Annotated in this window: 17 protein-coding genes and 1 pseudogene; 11 read left to right on the top strand and 7 right to left on the bottom strand. The window is 72.2% G+C overall.

All coding sequences use genetic code 11. The features are described 5' to 3' along the window. Positions 1-34: 34 nt before the first annotated feature. Positions 35-988, bottom strand: coding sequence for a DUF6214 family protein (locus tag OG214_RS34000; protein WP_405986894.1), 954 nt, complete (start codon positions 986-988; stop codon positions 35-37). Positions 989-1,137: 149 nt separating this feature from the next. After that, positions 1,138-1,488, bottom strand: coding sequence for a helix-turn-helix domain-containing protein (locus tag OG214_RS33995; protein WP_363083533.1), 351 nt, complete (start codon positions 1,486-1,488; stop codon positions 1,138-1,140). 116 nt (positions 1,489-1,604) lie between these two features. Between OG214_RS33995 and OG214_RS33990 the strand changes: the two genes are divergently transcribed. The 4 genes from OG214_RS33990 to OG214_RS33975 all read left to right on the top strand — a co-directional run bounded on the left by OG214_RS33990 (position 1,605) and on the right by OG214_RS33975 (position 5,732). Next, positions 1,605-2,684 carry an NADH:flavin oxidoreductase/NADH oxidase gene (locus tag OG214_RS33990; RefSeq protein ID WP_405986893.1) on the top strand — a complete coding sequence of 360 codons (1,080 nt, stop codon included), beginning with the start codon at positions 1,605-1,607 and terminating at the stop codon, positions 2,682-2,684. Between the two features lie 303 nt (positions 2,685-2,987). Then, the gene (locus OG214_RS33985; RefSeq protein WP_363083535.1) at positions 2,988-3,665 is read left to right on the top strand and encodes a uracil-DNA glycosylase; all 678 of its coding nucleotides are present in this window, start codon (positions 2,988-2,990) and stop codon (positions 3,663-3,665) included. Positions 3,666-3,729: 64 nt separating this feature from the next. Beyond that, on the top strand, positions 3,730-4,716 hold the full coding sequence (locus OG214_RS33980) for an N-acetylglucosamine kinase (protein ID WP_405986892.1): 987 nt from the start codon (positions 3,730-3,732) through the stop codon (positions 4,714-4,716). Positions 4,717-4,811: 95 nt separating this feature from the next. Then, positions 4,812-5,732, top strand: a complete 921-nt coding sequence (locus OG214_RS33975; protein WP_365906172.1) for a hypothetical protein — start codon at positions 4,812-4,814, stop codon at positions 5,730-5,732. Positions 5,733-5,960: 228 nt separating this feature from the next. Here OG214_RS33975 and OG214_RS33970 read toward each other — a convergent pair whose 3' ends face one another. Next, a complete protein-coding gene (locus tag OG214_RS33970) occupies positions 5,961-6,695 on the bottom strand; it encodes a translation initiation factor IF-2 (RefSeq protein WP_405986891.1) in 735 nt (244 codons plus the stop codon). 314 nt (positions 6,696-7,009) lie between these two features. On the opposite strand from OG214_RS33970, the gene OG214_RS33965 reads away from it, so the two are divergent. The 4 genes and pseudogenes from OG214_RS33965 to OG214_RS33950 all read left to right on the top strand — a co-directional run bounded on the left by OG214_RS33965 (position 7,010) and on the right by OG214_RS33950 (position 9,833). Then, positions 7,010-8,104, top strand: a complete 1,095-nt coding sequence (locus OG214_RS33965; RefSeq protein ID WP_405986890.1) for a hypothetical protein — start codon at positions 7,010-7,012, stop codon at positions 8,102-8,104. A gap of 78 nt (positions 8,105-8,182) precedes the next feature. After that, entirely contained in the window at positions 8,183-9,043 is an 861-nt protein-coding gene (locus OG214_RS33960; RefSeq protein ID WP_405986889.1) for a DUF3592 domain-containing protein, read from the top strand. A 142-nt stretch (positions 9,044-9,185) separates the two neighbouring features. Continuing rightward, a pseudogene (locus OG214_RS33955) lies at positions 9,186-9,665 on the top strand (SMI1/KNR4 family protein); the annotation flags it as partial. 18 nt (positions 9,666-9,683) lie between these two features. Continuing rightward, complete coding sequence (locus OG214_RS33950; RefSeq protein ID WP_405987686.1) at positions 9,684-9,833, top strand: histone-like nucleoid-structuring protein Lsr2; 150 nt, start codon at positions 9,684-9,686, stop codon at positions 9,831-9,833. Between the two features lie 148 nt (positions 9,834-9,981). Here OG214_RS33950 and OG214_RS33945 read toward each other — a convergent pair whose 3' ends face one another. Continuing rightward, positions 9,982-11,037 (bottom strand): lactonase family protein, encoded by a 1,056-nt coding sequence (locus OG214_RS33945; protein WP_405986888.1) that lies wholly within the window; start codon positions 11,035-11,037, stop codon positions 9,982-9,984. A 177-nt stretch (positions 11,038-11,214) separates the two neighbouring features. On the opposite strand from OG214_RS33945, the gene OG214_RS33940 reads away from it, so the two are divergent. Continuing rightward, positions 11,215-11,916, top strand: coding sequence for an HAD family hydrolase (locus OG214_RS33940; RefSeq protein WP_405986887.1), 702 nt, complete (start codon positions 11,215-11,217; stop codon positions 11,914-11,916). Between the two features lie 80 nt (positions 11,917-11,996). Here the strand turns inward: OG214_RS33940 and OG214_RS33935 are convergent, their stop codons facing one another. The 3 genes from OG214_RS33935 to OG214_RS33925 are packed head-to-tail and all read right to left on the bottom strand — an operon-like array spanning position 11,997 to position 15,140. Next, positions 11,997-13,346: a M48 family metalloprotease gene (locus tag OG214_RS33935; RefSeq protein ID WP_405986886.1), complete on the bottom strand. Its 1,350-nt coding sequence runs from the start codon at positions 13,344-13,346 to the stop codon at positions 11,997-11,999. Beyond that, positions 13,343-14,326 (bottom strand): hypothetical protein, encoded by a 984-nt coding sequence (locus tag OG214_RS33930; protein ID WP_405986885.1) that lies wholly within the window; start codon positions 14,324-14,326, stop codon positions 13,343-13,345. The genes OG214_RS33935 and OG214_RS33930 overlap by 4 nt, the downstream gene beginning before the upstream one ends. Next, on the bottom strand, positions 14,310-15,140 hold the full coding sequence (locus OG214_RS33925) for a hypothetical protein (RefSeq protein ID WP_405986884.1): 831 nt from the start codon (positions 15,138-15,140) through the stop codon (positions 14,310-14,312). Before OG214_RS33925 ends, OG214_RS33930 begins: the two co-directional genes overlap by 17 nt. Before the next feature lie 251 nt (positions 15,141-15,391). Here OG214_RS33925 and OG214_RS33920 point away from each other — a divergent pair, with 251 nt between their 5' ends. Together OG214_RS33920 and OG214_RS33915 are read left to right on the top strand one after the other, a co-directional pair. Continuing rightward, positions 15,392-16,639 carry a response regulator transcription factor gene (locus OG214_RS33920; protein ID WP_405986883.1) on the top strand — a complete coding sequence of 416 codons (1,248 nt, stop codon included), beginning with the start codon at positions 15,392-15,394 and terminating at the stop codon, positions 16,637-16,639. A 169-nt stretch (positions 16,640-16,808) separates the two neighbouring features. Continuing rightward, positions 16,809-19,028, top strand: a complete 2,220-nt coding sequence (locus OG214_RS33915) for an NADP-dependent isocitrate dehydrogenase (RefSeq protein ID WP_405986882.1) — start codon at positions 16,809-16,811, stop codon at positions 19,026-19,028. The last annotated feature ends 73 nt before the right edge of the window (positions 19,029-19,101 follow it).

Below are 19,101 nucleotides of genomic sequence, written 5' to 3'. Positions count from 1 at the left end.
ACCAGGGGCCGGAGAGCCGGCGCCCCCGGTGGGGTCAGCGTCTGTGGTGACGTGGTGTCAGGTGGCCCTCGTCGCGGGCGCCCGCGATCAGCTTCAGTGACTTGCGGCGGCTGAACCCGGTCGCCGACATCACGGCGAGCACCGGGTCCTGGCCCGCCTGCTGGGCCGCGCGGTAGATCTCGGCGACACTGCGCCGGGCGGCGCTGCCGCGCGGCGGGGAAGGACGCGCCCGGTGCCGGCCCGACGGCTCCCGTCCGGGCTCCGGCTCGGGCTCGGGCTCGGGCTCCGCGGCGGGTTCGCGTTCGGCCTCGGTCAAGGGCTCGGTCACGGGTTCGGCCGCCGTTTCCTCACGGGACCCGGGCGAGAGCGTGTCGGGTGCGGCGGAGAGCGCGTCGGGTGCGGGAGCGTCCTGGGCGGTGTCGGATACGGGAATGCCGTACGCGGGGGTTCCGTAGGTGGGAGTGCCGTAAGCGACCGGGGCGGCCCCGGCGGCGATGCCGCCCGCGGCCTGCTCACCCTCGACGGTCCCGCCGACGGCCTGCTCGGCGTCCGCGAGGGACTCACCGACCACGGTGTCCTGGACGACCGCCTCACCGGCCACGGGCGCGGCGACGGGCGGCTCGGCGACCACGGTCCCGGGCACCGGCGGCCGGTGCCGGCCCGCGACCACCTGGCAGGCGTTCTGGAGCGGCGCCTCGATCGCCCCGGCGAGCGCGGCGAAGCCTTCGAGGGCCAGCGGCGGATCGGCCTGCGCGTCCTCGATGGCGATACGGCCGTCCCGTACGACCGCGAGTACGTCGAGCCGGGCGCCGTCCGCGAAGGTCAGCCGGATATCGACCCAGGGCGGCAGGATCTCGCGCCGTGTGGCGCCGTCCCTGGGATCACCGGCGCCGGTGACGGTGCCGTGCCCCTGCACCTCCCACACGGGCCACTCGTACGCATCGCGCTCATGGGGTTCCTGGGCGGAAATCCATTTATGTTCCGACACATTCACAACTTAATCAGGCAATCCGCCCCTCTTGTCCTGGCGCGCACGGACCGGCCCCGTACGGCACCCTGTCGGCTCATCGCACCGGCGTCCGGCTCATCGCACCGGCCTCGCACCGGCGTCACACCGGGGACGGGCGCCCACCGGGATCAGCTGCCGCCGAGCCGCCCCGCCTGCGCGTCGGCGGCCTCCAGGACGCTGCCGAGCAGCCCCGGGAAGAGGGCGTCCAGGTCCGCCCCGCGCAGCCCGCTCATCTTGGCCGTGCCCCGGTAGACCTGCCGGATCACCCCGCTCTCGCGCAGCACCCGGAAATGGTGCGTGGTGGTGGATTTGGTGACGGGCAGATCGAAGTGCGAACAGGCCAGCTCACGGTCCGCCCCGGCCAGCTCGCGCACGATACGCAGGCGCAGGGGGTCGGAGAGCGCGTGCAGCACGCCCTCCAGACGGATCTCCGTGCGCTCGGGGTGCGCGAGTTCGCGCCTACTGGTCGCGGCGTTCACAGCGGCTCCACTCCTTCAGGGAGTCTCATAGTACGAGAAGCTTCGTAGTTTGACATTCGCCTTACTACGATGCGTACCGTAGTAAGCGTCGCCGTCCGATGTGAATGGAGTCCCCCGTGAGCTCACTGTTCGAGCCGTACACCCTGCGGTCGCTGACCATCCCCAACCGGGTCTGGATGGCACCCATGTGCCAGTACTCGGCGGACGAGACCGGACCGGACGCGGGGGTCCCCACCGACTGGCACTTCGCCCATCTCGCGGCGCGCGCGGTCGGCGGCACCGGGCTGATCCTCACGGAGGCCACGGCCGTCAGCCCGGAGGGCCGGATCAGCCCCGCGGACCTCGGGATCTGGAACGACACGCAGGTCGAGGCGTTCCGCCGTATCACGCGCTTCCTCGGTTCACAGGGCACGGTTCCCGGCATTCAGCTCGCCCACGCAGGGCGGAAAGCCTCCACCGACCGGACCTGGAAGGGCGGCGGCCCGGTGGGTCCCGAGGCGGGCGGGTGGCAGCCGCTGGCGCCGAGCGCGGTGCCTTTCGTCGAAGGCCACCCGGTGCCCGCGGAGCTGTCCGTACGGCAGATCGAGGAGATCGTCGGACAGTTCGCGGCGGCCGCGCGGCGGGCCCGTGAGGCGGGCTTCCAGGTGGTCGAGGTGCACGGCGCGCACGGCTATCTGATCGGCGAGTTCCTCTCCCCGCACAGCAACCGGCGCACGGACGCCTATGGCGGCTCCTTCGAGAACCGCGCGCGGTTCGCCCTGGAGGTCGTCGACGCCGTGCGCGCCGAGTGGCCGGACGAGCTGCCGGTGTTCTTCCGGATCTCCGCCACCGACTGGCTGGACGAGGGCGGCTGGACCGTGGACGACACGGTGCGGCTCGCGGACGAGCTGGTGGCGCACGGGGTGGATCTGCTCGATGTGTCCAGCGGGGGCAACGCCGCGGGTGTACGTATTCCGCTCGGCCCCGGCTACCAGGTGCCGTTCGCGGTCCGGGTCAGGAAGGAGACCAGGCTGCCGGTGGCGGCCGTCGGAATGATCACCGACCCCGAGCAGGCCGAGAAGATCGTCGCCAACGGTGAGGCCGACGCCGTGCTGCTCGGCCGGGAGCTGCTGCGCGACCCGTCCTGGGCCCGCCGTGCCGCCGGTGAGCTGGGGGCCGCCGTACGCACCCCTCCGCAGTACCACCGGGCCTTCTGACCCGCGCGGACGCCAGCTCCAGGCGCCACTGTCGGCGGTCGGGCGCGGACCGGCCCGTACGGTGACGGGCGCGGACCGGCCCGTACGGTGACGGCGACGTCCTGGATGTGTCGGCGACGACCGGCGCGCGCCACGCGCCGCGGTCATCCGCCGCACGCGCCGCGGTCACCGTCCGACAGCCGGACGGCCGGCCGACCGGGTCGCGGGGCGGTGGGCAAACGCGGTGGGCAAATGCCGTGCGGCGAAGGTGTGTTGGCGGGTGCGTGCCGAGGCGTGCCCTCCGCGGCAGTAGAGTGGCCCCCCGTGGCAGCAAGACCGTTGAACGAGATCGTCGAGCCCGGATGGGCGGACGCACTGGGCCCCGTGGCCGGACGCATCACCGAAATGGGTGATTTCCTCCGTGCGGAGATCGCCGCCGGACGCACCTATCTACCGGCCGGACCGAATGTGCTGCGGGCCTTCCAGCAGCCCTTCGACGAGGTACGGGTACTGATCGTCGGCCAGGACCCCTATCCGACCCCGGGTCACGCGGTGGGGCTGAGCTTCTCCGTCGCACCCGAGGTCCGTCCCCTGCCCGGCAGTCTGGAGAACATCTACCGGGAGCTGAATACGGATCTGGGGCTGCCCCGGCCCTCCAACGGCGATCTGACGCCCTGGACGAGCCAGGGGATCCTGCTGCTCAACCGGGCGCTGACCACCGCGCCCCGCAAGCCCGCCGCCCATCGCGGCAAGGGCTGGGAAGAGGTGACGGAGCAGGCCATCCGCGCCCTGGTCGCCCGGGGCAAGCCGCTGGTGTCCATCCTCTGGGGCCGCGACGCCCGCAATCTGCGGCCGCTCCTCGGCGACTTCCCCGCGATCGAGTCGGCCCATCCGTCGCCCATGTCGGCGGACCGCGGCTTCTTCGGATCGCGTCCGTTCAGCCGGGCGAACGACCTGCTGGTCCGCCAGGGCGCGCAACCGGTGGACTGGCAACTGCCATGAGCCGGATGCCGCGATGAGGCGGATGCCGCCATGATGGGGTCGCGGCCATGAACGGGGAGCGGCGATGAGCTGGGTACTGGGTGTGGACTCGGGCGGCTCGGGGCTGCGCATCGCGCTCGGTTCGACGGCCGGCGGCCAGTCGGCCGGGGTCAGGACGGTCGGCACGACGGCCGCCGCCGAGCCGGTCCGCACCGGGCCCACCGGTATCGACCCCGGGCATCTGCTCGCCCAACTGCTGCCCGCGGTGGAGGCGCTGCTGGACCGGGCCGGCACGGACACCCTGTCCGCGGTCGCGATCGGCGCGGCCGGGATGGCGACGCTCGGTGACGGGCTCCGCGCCGAACTGCCCGCCGCGCTGGAGCGCTCGTTCGGGGTACGGCGGCTGGCGCTCGCCGCGGACGCGGTCACCGCCTACGCGGGAGCGCTCGGACAGCGCCCCGGGGCCGTCGTGGCCGCCGGTACGGGCATGATCGCGCTCGGCACGGATCTGACGGGCTGGCACCGCGCCGACGGCTGGGGCCATCTCCTCGGCGACTGCGGCGGCGGTGCCTGGATCGGGCGCGCGGGGCTGGAGGCGGCCATGCGCGCGCACGACGGACGGCGGGGCGGCTCACCCGCACTGCTGTCCAGAACAGAAGCGGTTTTCGGGCCCGCGGGCGAGCTGCCGGGACTGCTCTATCCGCGCACGGACCGGCCCGCCGTGCTCGCTTCCTTCGCACCGGAGGTGGCCCGCTGCGCGGCCTCGGATCCGGTCGCCGCGGAGATCCTCGCGCTGGCCGCGCGGCATATCGCGGAGGCCGCCACGGCGGTCTGCCCGGCCTCAGGGACACCCGAAGTCGCCCTCACCGGGGGCCTGTTCAAGCTCGGTGACCCCCTGCTCGTACCCCTGCGGGCCGAGCTGGCCGAGCAGCTTCCGCATGCCACCACCGTCTCCGCCGCGGCCGATCCGCTGACCGGGGCGCTGCGTATCGCGGCCGAACTCGCCACGGGTTCGCTACGGCTGCCGCACGATCCACGGCTGCTCTACGTCCCGACACATCAGGACAGATGAGCGGAAAAATACCTAACGGATAAATAAGGACAGATGGTTCACGAGCGCCCCCTCCCCGAACAGCCGCGCCCACAAAACCAGTAGCATTCGACGGCATGAGCACCCCCACTGGGCCCGCATCCGGCCTGCCTGTACGAATGCCGCGACCCCGTCAGTCGGGGCGCCACCGCCGTCCCGAACCGGTGGCGGCTCCCGAAGGTGCGCCCGCGCTTGTTCTCGCCGTTCCCGGCACCCCCTCGGCCGCCGTGCGCGGTCTGGCCGAAGAGATCATCAGCATCGCCCGCTCCGAGCTGCCCGGCCTCGACGCCGTCATCGGCTTCCTCGACGGTGACGACGAGGAATACCCGGCGCTGGCGGGTGTCCTGGCGGGAACCGCCGCGCTGCGTACCGAACGCTATGAACTGGCGAAGGCCGCGGGCCGTGAGGTCACCGAGCCCGAAGGCCCCGTCGCCGTGGTCGTACCGCTGCTCGCCGGTCCCGACAGCGGACTGGTCACGCGGATACGTGAGGCCGTCGCGGAGAGCGGCGCCGTCGCGGAGCTGACGGATGTACTCGGTCCGCATCCGCTGCTCGCCGAGGCCCTGCACGTACGGCTGTCGGAGGCCGGACTGGCCCGCGCGGACCGCGCCCGGCTGTTCACGGTCGCGACGGCGGCCGACGGCATCATCCTGGCCACGGTGGGCGGCCAGGAGGCGGTCCAGACCGCCGGGATCACCGGAATGCTGCTGGCCGCGCGCCTGGCCGTACCGGTGATGGCCGCCGCGCTCGACGAGGAGGGCTCGATCACCGCGATCGCGGAGCAGCTGCGCGAATCGGGTTCTACGCAGCTCGCGCTCGCGCCGTATCTGGTCGGCCCCGAGCTGCCCGAGGGGCTGCTCGACGCGGCGCTCAAGGAGGCCGACTGCGCCGCCGCGGAGCCGCTGGGCGCCTATCCGGCGATCGGCAAGCTGGTGCTGTCGAAGTACACGACGGCGCTGGGTATCCCCGCGCAGCCGCAGGGATCGCCGACGCACTGACACCACACCGACGGATGCCCCTGTGTACGGGACGACCGTGTCCCCGTGCGCATGGAAAGGGCCCGCACCGGATCTCTCCGGGGCGGGCCCTTCCGCGATCGGTCCGAGCACGAGGGCACGGTGACGGTGCTGTCCCCGCCTTGGGGAACATCGGTACAGCGGTTGACGCTCGCGGGCCGACCCGCGATTGATCGGGGTGTGCCGGCCTGAGGGAGCGGGGCGCCCTGTTCAGTGGGGTGGCGGTAGCGGGTCCAGGGCGTTGGCGATGGTGCAGCCGCCCTCTCCGGGCATCCGCTGGATCCGGGGCGGCACCCACACCTCGGTGGCACCGGGGACCACGCGGGCAAGAACGCAGTCCTGCGCGTCGAAGCGGTCGCCCTTCACCGACAGGAGAACACCGACCCGGCCGCCGTCCGCCTCCACCTCGGTACGGATCGCCGGATCCAGATCCAGACCGGCGAGCCTGCGGCGCACCTCGAACTCGTCCACCCGGCCGCCCTCCGGCACCCGGGGAAGTTTCGCGCGAAGCGCCTCGTACGGCAGCCGGGGCGGTTCGGGTGGCGGGGCGAAGGCCAGCGGAGCGCCGTCCGGGCAGTCCACGTCACGGAGATCCCCACGCGACTGCCACTTGGTCGACACCCGCACCGTGAAACATCGCCGCACGGCGACCTCCTTGAGATCGCTCCACCGGTTGTACGCCGAGCCGTACGTGCGGACGACCACGTCGATGCCGTCCCCGTCGTGTGTCGAGGTACCCGTCACCCGCAGCACCTCCACCCCCTCGATACCGGAGGCGGAACGCCCGACCTCCTCCGCCGTACGCGGGCGCCGGTCGTAGAGCCGCTCGCCCGCCTTCCTGGCCACCTCCCGTGCGGCGTCCGTCGCCTTGTCCTCCGAGGACTCCACCACCCCGCAACCGACGGTGAACAGCAACAACGAGGCAAGCAGCAGCAGTCGGCGCATATATCCACCCTCCCGGCGCCGCACACGGCGGCCAACCGCCGACGTACTCAGACCGGCGCAGATGATCGTACTCAGTCGGTGCGGCAATACGGCCCGGCGGTCCCGGCTCGGACGAAGCGGCTCGCGGTCCCGGACTCGGTCGGCACCGGCCACTCCGGCACCGGTCACTCCGGCACCGGTCACTCCGGCACCGGGCGAACTCGGCGCCGTGCGGCACCACCTCGGCGAAGCGATCAAGGCGATCCCGCCATGACCTGCCGGAAGATCAAACCAAGGTCTACCGGACATCATCTGAGCCCAGCACAATCGCCCGTATGACGACCACCACGGGCGCACCGCTGCCCACGCGCCGTACGCCCGTCGCGCTCGCACGGGGGTTGCTGACCGGTGGCGTGGTCGGCACCTCGCTCGCCGCGCTCGTCGTGGGTGGGATCGTCGAGAACGTACCGCTGTTCGTCATGGGGTTGGTCCTGCCCGCGGTCTACGGACTGCTGTTCTTCCTCGCCGGTATGCCGAGACGTGCCCGGGAGGCGGCGGTCGTGCCCCGCACGGCGCTCGCGATGATCGAGAGCCTTGAGGCCGTCGGGGGCGAGTCGAGCGACATACCGGTGCGGTTCGAGCTCACCGTCGCACCGGACGACGGGCCGGCGTACCGGGTGGAGATCACGCAGGACATCAACCTCGTGGACCTGTCCGACTACCGGCCGCGCGGCGTCGTGGTGGTCCAGTACCCGCCGGACAGGCCGTGGCGGGTGCGCATCGTCAAGCGGCCGACACCGGAGTGGGAGGACCGGGCGGCCTCGGCCCGCCTCGACTCGGCGCCGCCGACGGCCAGGGCTGCCGCGCCCCCGGAGGGCTGTGCCTTCGGCTTCATCGTGCTCCTCGGCCTGCTGCTCGGCGCGGCCGTCGTGATCCTGCTGTTCCGCGCGGACCTCTTCGACCGGGACGACACCGCGCGACCGCCTTCGGCCGCGCGGCCGTCCGTCTCCTCCACGTCGTCGACCACGGTGTTGTCGTCGGCGTCCGGAACGGTCGCCCTGGGACCGGGCCGGTCGTTTCTCGACAAGGGTGAGCTGGACCGGGCTGTCGGCTCGCTCACCAGGGGTGGGGACACGCACCACGCGCTCACCGTCGTCGTGCAGGAGCGCCTGCTGTCGGTCGTGTTCTCGCCGACCGGCACGCGGACTCCGGGGCTCGACCCCCGTGCGCTGCCGTACGACCGTTTCCCCGCCCTGGTCGAGGAGGCCACGACCACCCTCGGCGTCCGCTCCCCCCGGACCTGGCAGATCACCGCCGACCGTCTCACCGGCTCCCTCGTCATCAGGGTCGTCGTGACCGGGCCCGAAGGCACGGCGTCGCTGGAGGCGAACGGACAGGGCAAGGTGGTGCGGCGCGCGCCCGCCCGGTGAGGCGCCCTGGGACCGCACCGTTCCGGACGGCGAGGGTGTGCTCGGTGGCCGTCCCCGTAGTGGCAGGAGGAAAGACGGATGGGCTGGCACGGATATCTGGCGCTGTGGTGTGGCGTGTTCGGCACGGTCGCGCTGGTCGGCTACGGGAGGTCGCTGGCCGGGATGACCCGGGCGCAGCGGGCGGTCCGGGCGAAGGGGCGGATCGAGCGGGTCGGGGAGCCCCGGCACGGAAGCTCCCCGAACGACGGGATCGCCGTGGTCGTCTCCTTCCAGGACCCGTCCACCGGGCAGGAGTTCACCGTCACCAACGACGGTGAGCGGGGCGAGAGGATCAGCGCGGCCTGGACGGGCCGGGAGATCGGCGTCCACTACCCGCGCGGCAGACCCCACGCCTTCCGGTTCACCAGCGACCTCTCCGAAGGCGGGCGCGGACTCGGCCGGCCGGCCTTCGCGGTCTTCCTCGTCTACACCGGTCTGGTCGTCGTCGCCGCGATCGACTGGGGCTGGCCATGGGCTCTGCTCGGCTTCTGCGGGCCGTGGGCCCTCTCCGGCGTCTACCACCTGCCCGGGAACGTACGCGACAGGAATCGCCGTCTCGACGCACTGGCCGCCGTGGCCGCCGTACCCGGCCGTGTCGTCGCCGTACTCAAGAGCGTCAGTACCGACGACGACGGAAACACCTCCACGCGCGTGGTGCCGGTCGTCACCTTCACCACCCTCGACGGTACGGCCGTCACGGCCTACTGCGAGTCAGGACTGCGGGACCCCGCCGGATCACAGGGCCGGGACGTCACGATCCACTACCCCCCCGATGACCCAGCGGTCTTCACCCTGGACGTCGAGGCCGAACGCCGGTCCTGGAAGCTGGACATGGCCGTCAACATCGTGGGTGTCGTGGTCGTGGCGGCGGCGGCCGTGGTGGGGATGGTCGCACTGTGACGCGGGAGCCGGGTTTCCTCTCGCCATGGATGGAGCACTGGCCGAGAGCTGGATCCCATGAGACGGGACAGCGATAGGCCGGCCCGCGGCAGCATGGAAACCCAAGGGGTTCGATGTCGGTGCGCCCGCGTACGGTCTGTCCATGGATGATCACGTGGGACAGGCGTGGGGCCGGGTCGCCAGTTGGCTCGAACGGAACGCTCCCGGCGTTTTCGCCGGTCTTGACGGTCCAGGCAGCCCGGCCGCCATCAGCGATGCCGAAGAGCGCATGGGCCTGAAGCTGCCGGGGGAGATGCGACAGTGGCTGCTGGCGAACGACGTCGGTGCTGGGAGGCAACCCGATGCCGGTTCATGCCTGGTGGCGCTGGGATGCGCGGGAGTCATTCCCAGCGGGGGTCTCCTTCTGGGGCTCACGGACATCGAGCGTGTCTACCTCCACAAGACGGGCATGGAGGAGATGGAACCCTCCCCGGACCCGGACCATCCGTCCTGGCGCCGTGAGTGGGTGCCCATCGCCGCGGAGAGCGACGGCTTCCACGGCAGGTTCCTGAACACGCGCACCGGAAGCATCGGGTCCTGGACCGAGGGCTCCGACCCCGAAGAGGGAAAGTTCACCTCGTTGTCCGCCTTCTTCCAGGATGTGGCGGACCACCTGGAAGGGGTCTCCCCGCACGATCGCGGTCCGGAGGGCGAGGAGATACGGCTCTGGGCCCGTGCGAACGGCTACCTCGTCAATGACAAGGGACGGATCCCCGCCTCCATCCGCGAGGCGTACGAAGCATCACTGTGAGCGCCGTGACCGGCCGTTGGGACCAGCGCGGCGGCTGCCCCCCGGTGCCGGTCTTCGTTCCGGTGCTCGTTTCGGTGCTCGTTCCGGTGCTCGTTCCGGTGTTCCCCACCTACGGCGGGGGTGACGGCCGGGCCCGTCCGGGCCCCGGTCAGCCGAAGATCACACAGGAGGCGGCGGGAGCCTCGATGGAGCCCGTACGGGACGGGATGCCCGTCGCCGGGTCGATGTCGAACCAGGTCACGTCGCCGGAGTGCTCATTGGCGGCGTAGAGACGGCGGCCCGTGGGGTCGAGGGCCAGATCGCGCGGCCAGTGGCCACCGCACGGCACGGTGGTGACCAGTTCCGCCTTCTCGTAGGTCGCGTCGAGCGCGAGGACGGCGATGCTGTCGTGGCCCCGGTTGGCCGCCCAGACGAACCGTCCGTCCAGGGACACGACCACCTCCGAGGCATAGCTCGCGACCTCCACGCTGTCCGGCAGGACGGGCGCCTCACCGACCGGTTCCAGTACGCCCGTCCCCGCGTCCCAGCGGCAGACGGTGAGGGTGGGTTCCAGCTCGTTCAGCACATAGGCGTGGCCGCCGGCCGGATGGAAGGCGAGATGGCGCGGGCCGGTACCGGGGCGCAGCGCGGTCTCGCCGTGCGCCGTCAGCTCCCCGGAGGCGGGGTCCAGGGAGAAGATCCGTACGGAGTCGGTGCCGAGGTCGGTGACCAGGATCCAGCGTCCGCTCGGATCCGTCACCACCTGGTGCGCGTGCGGCCCGTCCTGCCGGTCCGCACGCGGGCCCCGGCCCTCGTGCCGGAGCACCCCGGCGGCGGCCAGCAGTCCGCCGTCGCCGCCGACCGGCAGGGTGGTGACACTGCCGGAACCGTAGTTGGCGGTCAGCAGATGACCTCCGGCGAGCGTGAGATGAGTGGGACTGGCACCGCGTACGGGGACGGGGGAGCCGATCAGCGCCGGCACCGGGGCCTCGGCCCCCGCGGGCGCCGTGAAGGCCGCCGCCGCGCCCTCCTCCGTCTCGGAGACCGCGTAGAGCACGGACCCGTCCGGCGCGAGCGCCAGGAAGGAGGGATCGGCTACGGCGTCGGTCGCTCCCCGTTCCGTCAGGGCCCCGGTGTCCGCGTCCACGGCCGCGTGGATGATGCCGCGGCCGCCCGCCGAAGTGAACGACCCGATGAAGGCCCGTCCGTCGTTCCTGCCGCTCACGTGTATGTCCCCTCTTCGGCTGAACCTCAACGCCCGATCCGCTGATGTCGGGCCGACGGTAGCAGGCGGTCTGGACCAATCCCGGGGGCCGGGCGCGGGATCCCCCGGGAAGAGGGCCCGGTGCCCGGGGCCCAAGGACACGCGCGACGCCGGACGTCGCTTGGCATCCTGGAGCGCATGAGCACTTCACCTGCACCGGCGGTCATCTTCGATCTCGACGGAACGCTCGTGGACAGCGAGCCGAACTATTACGAAGCGGGACGGCGGCTCCTCGCGCAGTACGGTGTCACGGGCTTCACCTGGGAGCACCACACCCGCTTCATCGGGATCGGCACCCGGGAGACCCTGGAGGCGCTGCGCGAGGAGTACGGGATCGACGCGCCGGTCGACGAACTGCTCGCCGGGAAGAACCGGCTCTATCTGGAGCGGGTCCGCGTCTCGACTGAGGTGTTCCCGCAGATGCGGAAGTTCGTGGAGCGCCTGCACGCCGAGGGTGTGCCGATGGCCGTGGCGTCCGGCTCGTCCCGCGCGGCCATCGACATGGCCCTGGGCGTCACCGGTCTGGACGGGTACTTCACCACGACGGTCTCGGCCGAGGAGGTCGCCCACGGCAAACCGCGGCCGGACGTCTTCCTGGAGGCGGCGCGCCGTCTGGGCGCGGCGCCCGCCGGATGCGTGGTCGTGGAGGACGCCGGCCCCGGTGTGGTCGCGGCACACGCGGCCGGAATGCGCTGTATCGCGATCCCCTACGTTCGGACCACGGCCGATGACCCGGAGTTCGCCACGGCAGGGATCGTCTTCCCCGGCGGCCAGAGCGAGTTCACGGCGCAGGCCGCGTACACCTGGCTCTTCGGGAACGGCGGCCCGGGGCGGGCCTGACGGCTTCGGGCCGGGTCCTGGCCGGGAGCCGGGCGGACGGGTCACGCCTCGCTCACGCGTCCCTCGCGCCTCGGTGCGGATCACTCGGCCTCGACCGTGGCGGTGCCGGGCCGCAGCACGGGATCGCGTTCGGCCGCGCCGGTGCGTGGCAGCAGTGCGACGGCGAGTACGAGAGCCGGAAGCAGGGCGGCGGCGAGGTGCGTCCGGAGGCGGTACGGGGCGGGGTGCAGGACGGGGTGCGGGATACGGGGAGCGCCCCACAGCCGGAGCCATGGGCGTGCCAGGAGTGGCCACAGAAGGACTACGGCCAGGACGATCGCCCACCGCGGCCGAATGAGGAGGTCCCGGTGGGCCAGGTCCAGGCTGCTGGCGACCGCCGTGCCCGGGGCGTCGCCGAGAAGGATCAGACCGGGGATCGCGGCGCATGTCACGACCACCGCGTGCAGAAGCAGGGCGATCGGGCCCGCCAGCAGGAGCAGCGACGGGGCCACCGGCCGGTGTGACCGCTCGATGAACCATCGGCGCAGGGCGCTCGGCGGGTGGTACAGCTTGCCGATCACTTGGCGGAGCCCCGATGTCCGGGTGGCGTCGAGCGCCTCCAGCACCGTGCGCCGCCCGGCGTTGGCCACCGCGTACCGGTCCGCCGCCAACTCGGCGCACCACAGGGCGATCACGGGAAGGATCAGTACCTGCGGCAGCCGCACGACGACGGTGAGCACCTGCGCGACCAGCAAGGGAGCGGCCGGTGCGTGGGTGACGGTCAGCCAGACCAGCGGCGCCACGGCACACACCAGGAAGAGCACCGGCCAGGCGCCGATCAGACGGGTGAAGGGACTGCCCAGGCCTGTGATGAGGTGTTCGCCGTTGACGAGATGGCCGGCCTCGTGGAGCAGCAGGGCGCGCGCCCGGTCCTGATCGCTCTCCCAGAGCGCGAGGAATCCGAGGGACACCGCGACACGCCGGCCGCGCCAGCCTCGCGCGTACACCCTGATCGACGGGCCACGGGCCCGCGTCGAGAGGGTGAGGACCGTACCGGGCGCGTGCTCGTCGAGCAGTCGCTGTACGGACCGTACGGCCGGGGAGGGACCGTACGCCGCGCCGTCACGGAGGTCGACCCGGACAGGGCCCAGGTGATACCGCCACTCCGTGTACCGGCCGCGGACGTGCGGCAGCAGCACCGTGGCCACCCCGGCCGCCAGGAAGAGGAGGGGTGCCAACTGGCTCACCAGCATGACGCGCAGCGCGGCGAACCCGGACGTCGAGACGGTGGCCGCGCCGTACTCCCCCGCCGTCCAGACGTCCAGGAGCTGCGCCCGCCACCAGACGAAGGCGGCGGGCGCGTCCTGGACATAGCTCGCCATGGCCAGCCACAGCCAGGGCGGTGGAGGCAGCGCGCCCGCGAGCCCGCCGGAGGCGGGGGGCCGCTTCACCCTCCACTCGTGGGGAGACCGGGGCCGCGGCCCGAGAGCCGGGTGGCCAGTCGGCGCCGCAGACGGCGGACGGCGGATACGGCCGTGCCTGGGGGTCGCGGCGCCGGTGCGCCGGTGGGCTGGTGACCCGCCAGGAGTCCGAGGAAGGCGCGGGCGCCCGCGTCGCGGCCCTCGTACAGCGCCGCGACGGCTTCGGCGGCGGCTCGGTCGGCCTGGTGACGCGGTGTACCGCCGTCCTGGAGGGAGCGGGACACCTGGGCCGCGGCGCCGACGAGAACGGCGAGATCGGCGGCGCCGACTCCGCCGATCGCCGTTCCCGCCTGGGGCCCCGGTGAGGACGGTGACACCGGCACCACCGGCGTCGCTGCCACCACCGGCACCACCGGCGTCGCTGGCGTCGCCGGCTCGGGCGACCGGGAGTCCGCCGTCCCGACGCCCGGCCCCGCGCCAGCACCCGCCCCCTCGTCCGAGCCGGCGCCGGAGTCGGTCCCGGCCCCGGATCCGGAGGGCGCCCCGGCGCCCTGTCCCGTCCTACCGGACGCGCGGTCCCGTGCCCCGGACGTCCGCCGCTCCTCCAGTGCCAGCAGCAGCGCCGTGCCCGACACCGCGTTGCTGACGACCGGGGAGCCCATGGCCGCCACGAGCACGTCGTACGACACCGCGAGCGCGTGCCAGAGGGTGGGCAGGAGTGTGACCAGTTCGCCCCCGGCACCACCCGGCGCCGGGGGCGCGGAGCGGAGCAGCCCACGGCGGCCCCGGCCGCCCCCGGCGTAGACGCGTGCCGTGAGCCCGGCGAAGGAGATCTCGTCCGGTGCGACCGCCGCCGCGATCCGTCCGGCCCAGACGTCCAGCGGTTCCGCCCGTCCCGCCTGGTCCACCCGTCCCGCCTGGTCCGCCCGCTCCGGATGGTCCGCCCGCTCCGGATGGTCCGCGTCCGTGACCGCCTCCGAGCGCTGCTGCCCCTCACCCCCATTCGACACGGAAGCTCCTGGTCCCGTCGATCGTCGTCCCGCTGAGCGTCAGCGAGGCCGAGTCCCCGGTCACCGTTCCCTCCAGCGTGGTGCCCGTGGCCATCCCGTACGCGAAGGCCATGTACTGGCTGCACGGCAGGATCGGCTTCGGTACGAAGAGCAGGTTCAGCGCGGCGCCCTCGGCGGCGCCGGGATCGGTGAGGCTTCCGGAGATGTCGCCCGAACCGTCGTCCGAGAGCGACCAGTAGGTGATGGCCACCGGTTCGCCGTCGAGGGTGTCGGTCCCGTCGAGGGCGGAGCTGACCCCGAACGCTCCCTCCGCCATCTGGCTGTCACTCGCCCAGGAGAGGTTGAAGCCGTTCTGCTCCCCGCCGACCGGATCACCGATGAGCAGCGTCGCCGGCAGCTCGTAGGACCGCGATTCCGCCGCGCAGCCCGGGTCCGCGAAGTCGACACTGACGGTGGCCGTGCCCGACCACTGGCCGCGTGGCACCCCCGACGCCGTGTCCTCCTCGCCGGAGCCGCCCGAGGAGGTGTCGTCCGAACCGCCGTCCTCCTCGGGGGAGGTGTCCTCCGAGGGCTCCTCGGTGATCTCCTCCTCCGGTGCGGACGTCTCCGCCGGGGACGGCGTGGCCGGCGCCGTCGTTTCCGTGGGCGACGCCTCCGCCGCCGTCGTGTAGCCGCTGCCGGACGGTTCGCCGGACGCGTCCCCGCCGCCTCCCCCGCAGGCGGTCAGGGCCGCCAGACCGCCCAGACACACCGCCGCGAGCACCGTCCTTCGCGGTCGCCGGATCCTCATCGAAACCCCCCTGTTGCCGCCCATCCCCCGTCTCCTTCACGCTCGTTGTGCCGCCGCACCGGCGCCCCGCCTCGTGGAACGCCGGTACGACGAGCCCCCGTCCCCGCGCCCTCCCCCCGGAGAGGGCCATGTCCACGCACGCCCCCCGGCGCGCGCCCGCGCGGAAGGCGCTACGTCAACTGCCCCGGTACGCCGCCCGGTTGGGGGTACCAAAGTAGACGGGCTTTTGTGCCATTCCCATCCCAGATGTCTGGGGGTCGTCCTAGCCTGCTCGCGTGACTTCCGCTTCCCGCCCAGACCCCGACCGCCACCCCGCCGGACCCGCTCGTGCCAGCCGCTCCGGCCGCACCGGCCGCTCCGGCGCCCGAGGAGCGGCGGTCGCCCCCGCCGCCCGTGACGCGCTGGTCAGCGCCCTGGCGCGCCGGCTGCGCGGCACCGGACCGCTCGGCGCGCTCGATGTCCTCCAGGCCGCCGCGGACGCCTTGCTCACCGCTGTTCCCGCCGACATCTGGTGCGCCGTCATGCTCGATCCCGCGACGCTCCTCGACACCGGGGGCCTGCACGAGTACGGATTTCCGCGGAGTGTGATGCCGCGCCTGTTCGAGATCGAGCACGCCGATCAGGCCGGTGTCGACAACATCCGCGCCCTCGCCCACCGCGCCACACCCGTCAGTCTGCTCAGCGACTCCATGGCCGGCCGGGTGGCCGAGAGCGTCTACTACCGCGATGTGCTCCGGCCCTCGGGGCTCACCGACGAATTACGCGTACTCCTGCGCGACGGCTCCCGTACCTGGGGACTGTTCGTGCTGTGCCGCGGCGAGGGCTCACGGCCCTTCACCCCCGCCGAGGTCGCCCTCGCCGCCACCGTCAGCGCCCCGGCCACGACGGCCCTGCGCCGCTCGCTCCTCCTCGGCGGCATCGACCGTGACGACGTACCGGACGCCGCGGGCCTGCTCATCCTCGACGACGACCAGCGGGTGCGGCTGTGCACGTCCACCGCCGAGCGCTGGCTGCGCCTCGTCCAGGAGGCCCATCCCGCTCCCGGGCACCGGTATCCGTTCACGCTCGCCGCGCTCACCCACAAGGTCCGCTCCGTCGGCCTCGGTGTCCAGGTGCAGTCCCGCGCGATCAGCCGTACCGGCCACTGGGTCACCCTGAGCGCCTGGCGCGAGAAGGCGGAGGGTGCGGAGTCGGAGGCGCTCACCTATGTGTCGCTGGCCCCGAGCCGCCCCGGCGAACTGACCGCCATCGTCCTCGACGCGTACGGCCTCACTCCGCGTGAGCGCCAGGTCGCCCAGCATGTGCTGCTCGGCCGGTCGACGGCCGAGGTCGCCGACTCGCTGCGCATCGGGGAGTACACCGTGCAGGACCATCTGCGGAAGGTCTTCGACAAGGCGGGGGTACGGAGCCGTCGCGAGTTCACCGGGGAGCTGTTCCAGCGCTGCTACCTCCCCCGGCTCGACGACCCGCCCCTCACGACCGACGGCCGTATGCGCGACGACGCTCCGGACCGCCCCGCGTGAACCGCGCCGGCGGTCCGGGGGCGGATCACGTCATCGGTCGCCGGACGTCACACCCGCCCGACGGGCCTGACGTATTCCGCCCCGGTGGGGGCAGGGCCCTGTCGAGCGGGGGTGGGTCACGAGATATCTTGATGTCGAGCAATGTTGCAGACGTGGAGCGGAGCTACCGGTGACTGACTCGACCATCATCTATACGCACACCGACGAGGCCCCGGCCCTGGCGACGTATTCGTTCTTGCCTGTGATCGAGGCGTACGCCTCGACGGCCGGGGTCACCGTGGAGAGCCGTGACATCTCTCTGGCGGGGCGGATCATCGCCAGTTTCCCCGAGCGCCTTGAGGAGGGACAGCGCGTCGATGACGCCCTCGCCGAGCTGGGCGAGCTGGCCAGGACACCCGGGGCCAACATCATCAAGCTGCCGAACATCTCGGCTTCGATCCCGCAGCTCAAGGCGGCGATCGCCGAGCTGCGGACGCAGGGCTACGCGCTGCCGGACTACCCGGACGATCCGAAGACGGACGAGGAGAAGGACGTCCGCGCGCGCTACGACAAGGTCAAGGGCAGCGCCGTCAACCCGGTGCTGCGCGAGGGCAACTCCGACCGCCGCGCGCCCGCGTCCGTCAAGAACTACGCCAAGGCGCACCCGCACCGGATGGGCGCGTGGACGGCCGACTCGAAGACGAATGTCGCGCAGATGGACGCCGACGACTTCCGCTCCACCGAGAAGTCCGCGGTCATCGCCCGAGTCGGCTCGCTCCGTATCGAGCTGGCGGGCGACGACGGGACCACCACCGTGCTGCGCGAGTCGGTGCCCGTGCTGGCGGACGAGGTCGTGGACGCGTCGGTGATGCGGGTGGCGGTGCTGCGTGAGTTCCTCGCGGCGCAGGTCGCGCGCGCCAAGGCCGAGGGTGTGCTGTTCTCGGTGCATCTGAAGGCCACGATGATGAAGGTCTCCGACCCGATCATCTTCGGCCATGTGGTCCGGGCGTTCTTCCCGAAGACGTTCGCCGAGCACGGCGAGAAGCTCGCCGCGGCCGGTCTGAGCCCGAACGACGGTCTCGGCGGCATCCTCAAGGGTCTGGAGTCGCTGCCCGAGGGCGCGGAGATCAAGGCGTCCTTCGAGGCCGAGCTGGCCGAGGGCCCGGCGCTGGCGATGGTCGACTCCGACCGGGGCATCACCAATCTGCACGTACCGAGCGATGTCATCGTCGACGCCTCCATGCCGGCCATGATCCGCACCTCCGGTCATATGTGGGGTCCCGACGGCAAGGAGGCCGACACCCTCGCGGTCATCCCGGACAGCAGCTACGCGGGTATCTACCAGGTCGTCATCGACGACTGCCGCGCCCATGGCGCCTACGACCCGTCGACGATGGGCTCGGTGTCGAACGTCGGTCTGATGGCGCAGAAGGCCGAGGAGTACGGCAGCCACGACAAGACCTTCGAGATCCCGGCCACCGGCACGGTCCGGGTCGTCGACGACAACGGCGACGCCGTGCTGGAGCATGTCGTGAGCGCCGGTGACATCTGGCGCATGTGCCAGACCAAGGACCTGCCCGTCCGGGACTGGGTCAAGCTCGCCGTGACCCGCGCCCGTGCCACCGGTGACCCGGCGGTGTTCTGGCTCGACGAGGAGCGCGCGCACGACGCGAGCCTGATCGCGAAGGTGCGGACCTATCTCGCCGAGCACGACACCGAGGGCCTGCGGATCGAGATCATGGCGCCGGTCGACGCGATCGCGTTCTCCCTGGAGCGCATCCGCCAGGGTGAGGACACGATCTCGGTCACCGGCAATGTCCTGCGTGACTATCTGACCGACCTCTTCCCGATCCTCGAACTCGGCACGAGCGCGAAGATGCTCTCGGTCGTCCCGCTGATGAACGGCGGCGGACTCTTCGAGACCGGGGCCGGCGGCTCCGCGCCCAAGCATGTCCAGCAGCTCGTCAAGGAGAACTACCTGCGGTGGGACAGCCTGGGTGAGTTCCTCGCCCTCGCGGTCAGCTTCGAGCACCTCGCGCAGACCACGGGCAACGCGCGGGCCCAGATCCTCGCCGACACGCTGGACCGCGCGACCGCGACCTTCCTCAACGAGGACAAGTCGCCGAGCCGTCGCCTCGGCGGTATCGACAACCGCGGCAGCCACTTCTACCTGGCGCTCTACTGGGCCCAGGAGCTGGCGCGGCAGACCGACGACGCGCGGCTCGCCGAGTCGTTCTCGGCTCTCGCCAAGACGCTGGCCGAGCAGGAGCGGACCATCGTCGACGAGCTGATCGCGGTGCAGGGCTCGCCGGTGGACATCGGCGGCTACTTCCGTCCGGACGCGGCGAAGGCCTCGGCGGTCATGCGTCCGTCGGCCACGTTCAACCAGGCGGTCGCGACGCTCGCCTGAGCCGTACCGTACCCACGGGTACGACCGCCCCGGCCGGCGTTCTGCCGGCCGGGGCGGTCGCGTACGGCCTGTC

This window comes from Streptomyces sp. NBC_00872, from assembly GCF_045161915.1.
Taxonomy (GTDB): domain Bacteria; phylum Actinomycetota; class Actinomycetes; order Streptomycetales; family Streptomycetaceae; genus Streptomyces.
This window is presented reverse-complemented; position numbering and strand designations above follow the sequence as displayed.

What these genes read in the sequence shown, in the direction of transcription:
- OG214_RS33960 (WP_405986889.1), top strand. Translation starts at nt 8,183, where the DNA reads ATGGGCTGGCACGGATATCTGGCGCTGTGGTGTGGCGTGTTCGGCACG.
- OG214_RS33970 (WP_405986891.1), bottom strand. Translation starts at nt 6,695, where the DNA reads ATGCGCCGACTGCTGCTGCTTGCCTCGTTGTTGCTGTTCACCGTCGGT.
- OG214_RS33975 (WP_365906172.1), top strand. Translation starts at nt 4,812, where the DNA reads ATGAGCACCCCCACTGGGCCCGCATCCGGCCTGCCTGTACGAATGCCG.
- OG214_RS33965 (WP_405986890.1), top strand. Translation starts at nt 7,010, where the DNA reads ATGACGACCACCACGGGCGCACCGCTGCCCACGCGCCGTACGCCCGTC.
- OG214_RS33980 (WP_405986892.1), top strand. Translation starts at nt 3,730, where the DNA reads ATGAGCTGGGTACTGGGTGTGGACTCGGGCGGCTCGGGGCTGCGCATC.
- OG214_RS33925 (WP_405986884.1), bottom strand. Translation starts at nt 15,140, where the DNA reads ATGGGCGGCAACAGGGGGGTTTCGATGAGGATCCGGCGACCGCGAAGG.
- OG214_RS33940 (WP_405986887.1), top strand. Translation starts at nt 11,215, where the DNA reads ATGAGCACTTCACCTGCACCGGCGGTCATCTTCGATCTCGACGGAACG.